General features: G+C 34.6%; 11 protein-coding genes. 9 read left to right on the plus strand and 2 right to left on the minus strand.

All coding sequences use genetic code 11. The annotated features are described in order from the left end of the window. From AC3DU7_RS15935 to AC3DU7_RS15970, 8 genes are all read left to right on the plus strand, one after another. Positions 1–338, plus strand: a 338-nt coding sequence (locus AC3DU7_RS15935) for an aconitase family protein (RefSeq protein ID WP_488040310.1), incomplete at its 5' end; no start/stop codon positions are given. Between the two features lie 165 nt (positions 339–503). Next, complete coding sequence (locus AC3DU7_RS15940) at positions 504–668, plus strand: hypothetical protein (protein ID WP_488040311.1); 165 nt, start codon at positions 504–506, stop codon at positions 666–668. 31 nt (positions 669–699) lie between these two features. Then, on the plus strand, positions 700–1,122 hold the full coding sequence (locus AC3DU7_RS15945; RefSeq protein ID WP_488040312.1) for a hypothetical protein: 423 nt from the start codon (positions 700–702) through the stop codon (positions 1,120–1,122). A gap of 172 nt (positions 1,123–1,294) precedes the next feature. Continuing rightward, positions 1,295–1,660, plus strand: coding sequence for a hypothetical protein (locus tag AC3DU7_RS15950; protein WP_488040313.1), 366 nt, complete (start codon positions 1,295–1,297; stop codon positions 1,658–1,660). A gap of 212 nt (positions 1,661–1,872) precedes the next feature. Then, entirely contained in the window at positions 1,873–2,133 is a 261-nt protein-coding gene (locus tag AC3DU7_RS15955; protein WP_488040314.1) for a DUF4160 domain-containing protein, read from the plus strand. Between the two features lie 14 nt (positions 2,134–2,147). Then, a complete protein-coding gene (locus AC3DU7_RS15960) occupies positions 2,148–2,429 on the plus strand; it encodes a DUF2442 domain-containing protein (RefSeq protein WP_488040315.1) in 282 nt (93 codons plus the stop codon). Between the two features lie 24 nt (positions 2,430–2,453). Continuing rightward, the gene (locus AC3DU7_RS15965) at positions 2,454–3,392 is read left to right on the plus strand and encodes an RpnC/YadD family protein (RefSeq protein ID WP_488040316.1); all 939 of its coding nucleotides are present in this window, start codon (positions 2,454–2,456) and stop codon (positions 3,390–3,392) included. Positions 3,393–3,576: 184 nt separating this feature from the next. Beyond that, complete coding sequence (locus AC3DU7_RS15970) at positions 3,577–3,831, plus strand: hypothetical protein (protein WP_488040317.1); 255 nt, start codon at positions 3,577–3,579, stop codon at positions 3,829–3,831. A 39-nt stretch (positions 3,832–3,870) separates the two neighbouring features. Here the strand turns inward: AC3DU7_RS15970 and AC3DU7_RS15975 are convergent, their stop codons facing one another. After that, entirely contained in the window at positions 3,871–4,587 is a 717-nt protein-coding gene (locus tag AC3DU7_RS15975; protein ID WP_488040318.1) for a hypothetical protein, read from the minus strand. After that, on the minus strand, positions 4,587–5,732 hold the full coding sequence (locus tag AC3DU7_RS15980) for an AAA family ATPase (RefSeq protein ID WP_488040319.1): 1,146 nt from the start codon (positions 5,730–5,732) through the stop codon (positions 4,587–4,589). The genes AC3DU7_RS15975 and AC3DU7_RS15980 overlap by 1 nt, the downstream gene beginning before the upstream one ends. A 1,037-nt stretch (positions 5,733–6,769) precedes the next feature. On the opposite strand from AC3DU7_RS15980, the gene AC3DU7_RS15985 reads away from it, so the two are divergent. Further along, complete coding sequence (locus AC3DU7_RS15985; RefSeq protein WP_488040320.1) at positions 6,770–9,328, plus strand: glycogen/starch/alpha-glucan phosphorylase; 2,559 nt, start codon at positions 6,770–6,772, stop codon at positions 9,326–9,328. The last annotated feature ends 415 nt before the right edge of the window (positions 9,329–9,743 follow it).

Raw genomic sequence — 9,743 nt, forward strand, 5'->3', positions numbered from 1 at the left:
AAATGCCTGGATGTTCTTTGTGTATGGGAAATCAAGCGCGTGTTGAAAATGGGGTTACAGTGTTCTCGACTTCGACCAGGAATTTTAATAATCGCATGGGTAAAGGCGCTCGTGTTTATTTGGGTTCCGCTGAGTTGGCGGCGGTTTGTGCGCTGTTGGGTCGGATACCAAGTGTGGATGAGTATTTGGAGATTATGAAGGAGAAAGTCGATCCGTTTGCGGGCGATTTGTATAGGTATTTGAACTTCGATCAAATTGCTGGTTTTGAGGATGAAGGTCGGGTGATACCGTTGGAGGAGATGCCGAAAATTGAGGAGATTTTGGGAATGCCAGCGTGAAGAAGTCAAAATTCAAAAGTCAAAAGTCAAAAGTCAGATGAGATTGGCTAAAAACTTTGATAATAGAATAGTTTCAGGCAATTATTTGATTTTTCAAGTTTGAAACTATTTGTGACATCCTTATTTCATACAGTAGGGGCGTTTGCGGAGCATTCCGGAACGGAAATGGCATTCGCCCTTACTGGTTTTTGTCACCCTTACAGAGTTTTGGTTGTGGCGATGTGGTTGATTAATCTGAAAAGCGTTGAGAGATATAAAATGATTAGTTTGTTTATCTCTACTCAAATCCGTGTCTGCCTCAGATTACCCGATCAGTCAGAAGCAGAATAATCGATCTAATCTATTATGGAGGACTTTTATTATGGAAGCTATAACGGCGATAACTGGTGTGGTTGTTGCAATAACTGGTGTGCTTACTTTGTTGCTGGAGTGGAAAAAATATAAGGATAAACAAGAAGAACGTCAAGGTCGTATAATTCCTCCTCCTTCTCCAAGACAAAGGCAAAGTTCATCATTTATTCGAGGGTTATTTCAATTGCAAAACTCAACATTCTTACCTTTTATTTTTGGGTTATTATGGTGGATTATATGGTTATTGTTTGTATGGCAAATAATGCTAGTGATGATAATTTGTATTTTAACGATATTGATAGTTTTGTGTGGGGTTGATATAGGTTCAGACTTTTTTGGTAAAGTTTTTGCTACTTTTTATTTTCTTGGTTATATTATTGGCGCTTATCCAGTAGGAAGACATTTCCAAAAGAAATTTCCCCTAACGCTTTGAGGCAGTTTATTGCTGAACATTCGCCTGCTTGCTCTGCCAGCATTTTCCTACTTTTCACAAGTAAAACTAGGCGCTGACGGTAAATATATTGAGTGGAAAGTTGTGTTTGTAGTTGCGCTTCCGAGCAAAAATTAATCATTATAATCGATCTAATCTATTATGGAGGACTTTTATGTTGGAAGCTATAGCGGCGATAACTGGTGTGGTTGCTGCAATAACTGGTGTGCTTACTTTGTTGCTGGAGTGGAAGAAATATAAGGATAAACCAGAAGAACGTCAAGGTCGTATAATTCCTCCTCCTTCTCCAAGACCGAGGCAAAGTTCATCGTTATTATCTTTTATTAGCGGGTTATTATTCTGGGTTATATGGTTATGCCTTTGGTTTGTAATGGTCGGGATGATATCAATTATTTTGGCGGGTGGGCTTAATCTAGGTTCAGACTTTTATTATAAATTTTTTCCTGTTGTTTATTTTATTAGCGCTTACCCAGTAGGAAGATATTTCCAAAAGGAATTTCACCAGAACAACCATTGGTAGTTTTATCCTTGATTGATGCGATATTGTACTAGGATAATTATTTGCAATAAAAGTTGTGCTTATAGTTGCGCTTCAGAGCAAAAATTAATCATCATTATTGCAATAAAGTTCAACTACAAATTTGATTTTTAGCGTTTTACTAGACACTCTATTAAGAGTGAAAAATAGCAAGTTTATTTTGCAAAACTCCAAACACAAAAAGGAAATATTCAATGCCAATAATTTCTCAATTTTATGGCATCATTATAAAGATGTTTTATAACGATCATGCTCCACCCCATTTTCATGCTATTTATGGCGAATACGAATTAGTTGTAGGGATTTCACCTATTACTATAATTGTTGGAAAAGCACCTAATAGAGTTCGTTCAATGATTTTAGAATGGACAGCATTGCATCAACAAGAATTATTAGATAATTGGAACCGTTGTCGGCAAGCTAAAGCACCTTTATCAATTGAACCTTTAGAATAAAATTGGAGTTAATTATGCCTTATATTATTACCAGCTTAACCACTGAATCTAACTACACACTGCGTCTTATTTATTCTAATGGCAGTGAGATTATTGTAGATTTTCAACCTATTATTGACCAAGGTGGAGTGTTTGCCCCTTTATCCGAGCCAGATTTTTTTTCACAAGTAAAATTAGGAGAAGGTGGTAGATATATTGAGTGGGATGGAGGAATAGATTTTTGTGCAGATGCTTTATGGTTTGAAGCACATCCAAATAATAATCTTTTGAATATTTCTACTACCGAATTTGTGTAAAATTAGGATTTTAACTTCTAACTAATGACAGAAACAACTGCCAACTATGACGAACCCTGGAAAGCAGCAATTGGAGAATATTTGCCATCTTTCCTCAGCTTTTTCTATCCAGAAATTTACAACTCCATTAACTGGGATAAAACACCTATTTCTCTAGATAAAGAACTAGAACAAATTACAGCCTCAGCCACAACAAAAAAACGTTATGCTGACAAATTATTTCAAGTTTGGTTATTAAACAACCGAAAAAAATGGCTGTTAATTCATATAGAAGTTCAAAGTCAATACGACAAAGAATTTCCCAAGCGAATGTTTATCTATAACTATCGAGCATTCGACCTGTATAATCAAAAAGTAATTAGTTTAGCCATACTCGGAGATGATAGCCAATCTTGGCGACCCAGTTATTATAAATATAAGTTCAAAAAAAGTCGCATGAGATTAGATTTTGATGTCGTGAAACTCTTAGATTATAAATGGGAGGAATTATCAGCAAGTAACAATGTTTTTGCTATGATAGTAATGGCACACTTAAGGACTAAGAGTACCACAAGGGATTTAACAGAACGAGAAAAATGGAAATGGCAATTAGTCAGAAGTTTATATGAAAAGGGATTAAGCAAGTTTGAAATAATAAATTTGTTTAAATTCATAGATAAAATGATGGCATTGCCCCCAGAATTACAACAGAACCTGGAAATTAAAATTAATCAATATGAGGAGGAACAGAAAGTGGAATTGTTAAGTACAATGGAAGAACGTGGTATGAAAAAAACTTTCCGACAAAATATTCTCGACCTACTACAAGTACGATTTTTATCAGTACCAGAAACTCTGGTAGAAACTCTGAATAATATTGAAGATTTAGCTTTCCTAAAACAACTGCTATTAGAAACAATCAGAGTTAATTCTATGGCAGAATTTGAGGAGTTAATTCTAGACAATTCCTCTGGGGAAAATTAGTAAAATACCTTGATTAATCATTTATCAAGTTGAGCATATCATTATTTTAAAACTATGGAGTGCGGGCCGGAATGCCCGCTCCGGGATGGTAAGCATTCAGCTGTCAGCTATATGATAATATTTTGAATCTTTCAACTACCTAATTTGTGTAGAATTAGTTATGAAAAATAATCAATAAAATATTATGTTACACACCTATAACGCTGTATTAACAGGAAACCATTTAGAGTGGAAAGAAGATACTCCTGAATTGAGAGATCGCCCCCAGGAAGTATACGTTACTTTCTTAGAAAAGAAACCTGAGTCAAATCAAAAATATCGTGGCGAACAAATGTCAAAAGTACTAGAAAAATTAGCTGAAATTAAGGCTTTTGCAAATGTAGAACCCAAAATTTGGCAACAAGAAATTCGTCAAGATCGCCCACTTCCCAATAGATAGTAGAACAGGTAGATATAATTAAATATGAGTAATTACCCTTTAATCTGTATTCTTCTCATAAACAGATAATTGTTGCTTAATCATCCAGCAAAATTTTATAAAGTTTTGAAAGGTCTTTAAATGTTCTGATTCGTCTTCAACTCTCTTGATTAACCCATTTAAATAAGATTTATTTTGAGCATCTCTAGGTAATTTTTTACTATAACTACGATTCCTAGCTGCAAATATTTCTTTGAGATATAAATAATTAAATTCTGCATGATTATAATCTGGATTATAGTTACCCATTAATTCAGGGTCTTTTACGGATACATCATAATATTTCACATAACCTAATAGAGGGTTTTCTAAAGGTTGCCTAGAGTCGAACATTTTTCTATTACCTAAAAGCCAGGTTTCTATACATCGGTTTTGAATAATGGGAATAAATTTCACGTTTCCTAGTTCTAGGTTGAGGTTATTTTGAACAATAAAATCGTTTATTTCCTTGATTTTGCTTTCTACGGTTTCCTCTTCAGCATCTATACAAATTACAAGGTAATTATATTTGCCTGTTTCTCGAATTTTTTCAATGGCATCAGGAATGTATTCGTGAATAATTGAAGGATAACCATGAGCACTAACTAAACAATAATTATTTCGAGCGACTTGATGATAGTATTTGACTTTTGTTAGTTCAGGTAAAAGATAGTTAAGCCAAGAAGTATAAATCTTTTTTTCTGTACTTCTTCCTTCTAACAGAAAATAAATATTCATTATGCTTCTACCTCTTCAGAAGATTCTTCTAGAACATTTATTAGATCGATAAAAGCTTTATGTCTTGATTTTGAAATTCCCAAATCTTCAGGCTCTTTAACCTGTATTTTGTTACCTTTACGGGTGACTATTTTCCAATGTTTAGTTCCGATATTATTGATGATATATGGATGATGGCTAGTAATAATAAATTGTACTGTTTTATTCTCTGATATTAAATTTGTGACACTATCAATACAATTAACTCCTAAACTATTTTCAAATTCATCAATTAATATGACACTTCCCTCTGACGATAAATATAACTCACTAATATACATCAATGTTTTAAACATTCCTGAAGATATATAGTTTTGTGAAATCCAATCAAATACTCCTTTTTCTTTCAGATAAACAACCGTAGCTCCTCTAAAAATATCGGTAAATGGTTCGGGAATTTCATTGTCAGTAAATGGTGATTCTATTTTAATATCTTCAACTTGATTGAATATTTCCATAAACCTATCTTTGATTGTGTTAAAAGTTTCTGGTAAATATCGATAAACTAAAGATATTTTCATAAAAATAGGAAGGTTGCTTTCTTGAATATCGTTTACAGAGCAATTTTCATATTTTGCTAATAGAGAAATAGGTATCCGCCAAATTCCTTCAAAAGCTTCGTCAGGATTTGTCAGTATGATTTTATTAATTTCTTCTTGAACAGGACTAATATCTTCTTCTTGATTGAGTAATTCTACTATACTTTGAAAAGGCGATAATTTTGGAGTACGAACACCTGCAAATAGGATTTTTTCTGAGTCTCTTTCAATAATAATTTCCTCATCTTTATAAAGGTATTCAGAGATGAGTTTAAAATTATCTTTTTCCTCAGAATGATTTATTCTTATCCTCAATCCCTCTACATTTTCAAATTCTCCTTTCCAACGATAGGATATATTATCTTTGGTTAAAAAAGTAAGATCCCAAAAGACTCCATTTAATGAGCCACCATTAGCAATTTTTTTGAGAGATAAAATAGAACTAATTATTTGAGTTTTACCTGCACCAGAAACACCCACAAGCAAAGTAATATTAGGTGATAATTCAACAGGTTCAAGATGCAAATCATATTCGCGATCGCGATACTCTAGTTTCTGAATTTTCATCGATATTATCCTTGAATTATATTAACAATAACATTATCATCTAATTTGAATAAAGTCTATTTATACTCAAGCTATCAGTGACAAAAAGTAACAAATAAATCTCACTCTAAGTAATTTTTGTATCTGATATTAATTATGTGTGCTACTGTCTATTTCATCTAAGATTGTATTCATTTAATTGTGCTATTTATACATATTGCTGCCCAATAAACTGAACAATAAGTTATATTACTCATAGGTAAAAAGGTACTAACTATTCAATTATTCTATTTTTGATTCTCTGTTTTCTTTTTTTTAATTTAAAATTTTCCTAAAATACTCTATTATCTTTAAATTTATCTAATCTTTTATCTTTTCTTTAAAATTTACACAAGATTAAAAATTTGTCAATAAATTAAATCAGAAAATCAATCTAAATTTTTTGGAAAAAATATTACATTTTACTAAAATCTTTTTGATTTGATATAGAAATAAATTAATATAACGAAACTTAATCTCTATGAAAGGTAATCAAATGGGTGTATTACTAAAATATAAAAAAACTACCAGATACAAGCTGAAGTAATCCTGATACTAAATGAAAAGTTAACTAAAAATAGAGCTTTTCACCAGAATATGGGGACTGAATTAATTCTTAGAAAGCCCTTTCATTAATTGATAATTGATAATGGATAATTGATAATTACCTCTGGTTAAAACTGTTACGGAATTGAATATGAGGAAATATTATTTCTTCTCTTGGTCGATGGTCGGCCAGCTCTGAGACCTCGTCATCCCACCCTACGGGAAGCTACGCTTTTCGCGCCAGCGTTGCAAAGCAAACGACCGCTCTCTTGGTCGATTGGATATGGCGAGGGGACCTCGCCATCCCACCCTACGGGAAGCTCCGCTTTTCGCGCCAGCGTTGCAAAGCAAACGACCGCTTTTTTTTCCTTAAAAGGGTCAGCTTTAAACCAGAATTATTTAATTATTAATTATTCGGTAAATTTGCTTTGAGTGTTGTCAAGAAATAGATAAGATTACCAAATTCTAGAATTATGCAAGAAGTACACCAAAATCAGAGTACATCGTACACAGAAAAAGTAAAAATTCAAGTAGAAGACGATCGCACAGGCACTAGCCTCGATACCATCAAACGAGCGATCGCCGATAATTTATATTATTTACAGGGGAAAGATATAGAATTTGCTACCACCTATAATTATTATATGGCGTTAGCATATACAGTGCGCGACCGTTTGTTACACCGTTGGCTCAAAACCACAAAAACATACTTCCATCAAAACGTCAAAACAGTATACTATCTCTCAGCCGAATTTCTGATGGGTCGCCAACTAGCTAAAAACCTAGTCAATGTAGGTTGTTGGGAAGTTGCGCGTCAAGCTCTCGAAGAATCATGTCTTGAACTTGATGACTTGATCGAAAAAGAACCAGAACCTGGTTTAGGCAATGGCGGTTTAGGTCGTCTAGCTGCTTGTTTCCTAGACTCCCTCGCCACCCTAGAAATTCCGGCAGTAGGCTACGGTATTCGTTATGAATTTGGCATTTTCAAACAACAAATTCAAAATGGCTATCAAGTTGAACAGCCAGATAAATGGTTAAGTCTGGGCAACCCGTGGGAAATTCCTCGCCATGAAGACCAAGTAGAAATTAAATTTGGCGGTTACACAGAGGCTTACCCAGATAAACAAGGCAACTATCGGGTCAGATGGATACCTGAACGTACAGTCATTGGAATGCCCTACGATACTCTTGTCCCTGGGTACAATACCAACACAGTAAATACTCTACGCCTCTGGAGTGCTAAAGCAAGTAATGAATTTGACCTGCAAGTTTTTGATTCCGGTGACTATCATCGCGCCGTTGAAGACAAAACTTCCTCTGAAAATATTTCTAAAGTTCTCTATCCCAACGATAATATATTTCAAGGCAAAATGTTGCGCTTAGAGCAACAGTATTTCTTCGTTAGTTGTTCTTTGCAAGATATCATTCGTACTCACTTGTCACGGAATCCAAATTTAGACAACTTCCATGAAAAAGCAGCCATTCAGCTCAATGATACTCACCCCTCTATAGGAGTTGCTGAATTAATGCGTCTTTTAGTAGACGAGCATGATATTGAGTGGGAAAAAGCTTGGAATATTACTCAAAATACCTTTGGCTATACTAACCATACACTGTTATCAGAAGCTCTAGAACGTTGGCCAGTCAGTATGTTCGCAACTTTGCTACCACGACATCTTGAAATTATTTATGAAATTAATTTCCGTTTCCTAGAAAAAGTAAAGAAACGTTATCCGGGAGATGATGGGCGCTTGGCACGGATGTCACTGATCGAAGAATTTCCTGAAAAACGCGTGCGGATGGCTCATTTGGCTTGTGCTGGCGCTCATGCTATCAATGGTGTGGCAGCATTGCATACTCAACTATTGAAAACAGATGTTTTAAGAGATTTCTACGAACTTTGGCCTGAGAAATTTACAAATAAAACTAATGGTATTACTCCTCGTCGTTGGTTATTAATTAGTAACCCGAAGTTGGCATTACTAATTACAGATAAAATTGGCAAAAATTGGATTAGAAATTTAGAGGAAATTAAGCAGCTTGAGAGATTTATTGATGACTCAGAATTTCGTCATAATTGGAATCAGATTAAACATGAAAATAAGCAAAATTTAGCTGATTATATTCAGCAAAAAATAGGAATTGTAGTTAATCCTAATTCTCTGTTTGATATTCAGGTAAAACGACTCCATGAATATAAGCGTCAACTATTAAGTGTGTTGCATATTATTACCCTTTATAATCGGATTAAACAGAATCCAGATGTGGATATTTTGCATCGCACTTTCATTTTTGGTGCGAAGGCAGCACCAGGTTATTATATGGCAAAATTAATTATTAAATTGATTAATGCTGTAGGGGAAATAGTGAATAATGACCCAGATGTACGCGATCGCCTCAAGGTAGTTTTTGTACCTAATTTCTCTGTATCTATCGGTCAGCGAATTTATCCAGCTGCCGACCTTTCAGAGCAAATTTCTACTGCTGGAAAAGAAGCTTCTGGTACTGGAAATATGAAATTTTCCCTCAATGGGGCTTTAACGATTGGTACTCTTGATGGAGCAAATATTGAGATTCGCGAAGCTGTTGGTGCTGAAAATTTCTTCCTATTTGGATTGAATGTTGAAGAAGTTAAAACATTAAAATATCAAGGATATAATCCGGAGCAATACTATACTTCTAACCAAGAATTACGCCAGGTTATTGACCGTATTGCTTCTGGTTATTTCTCACCTGGCAAACCAAATTTATTCCAGCCAATTGTAGAATCTTTACTAGGAAAAGATGAATATATGTTGTTTGCTGATTATCAGGCTTATATTGATTGTCAGGAAAGAGTTAATCAGGCTTATCGTAACCCTGAATATTGGACTCGGATGTCGATTATTAATTCTATTAATATGGGTAAATTTTCTGCTGACCGTACCATCAATGAATATTGTCAGGAAATTTGGAATGTCGAACCTGTGAAAATTGATATGGAAGCATATAGTCAGGAAACAGCAGGTTTACAACGTTATTGTCAAATTTAGCGTTTTCAATAAAAATAACAAACCTAGATTGAAAACATAAGTGTCAGTATGGGTTTGTTATATAATTTTCCTCCACACACCTCTAATTCCGATGCTTCACAAAATGAGAAGATGACTATTGCGACATCCGCAACAAAGGGGGGAAGTAGATATTTTCCCTCTGACACACTCTCAAGTTATGCGCTTCACAAAATGAGGAAATGACTATTGCGACATCCGCAACAAAGGGGGGAAGTAGATATTTTCCCTCTGACACACTCTCAAGTTATGCGCTTCACAAAATGAGGAAATGACTATTGCGACATCCGCAACAAAGGGGGGAAGTAGATATTTTCCCTCTGACACACTCTCAAGTTATGCGCTTCACAAAATGAGAAGATGACTATTGCGACATCCGCAACAAAGGGGGGAAGTA

This window comes from Okeania sp., assembly GCF_983059655.1.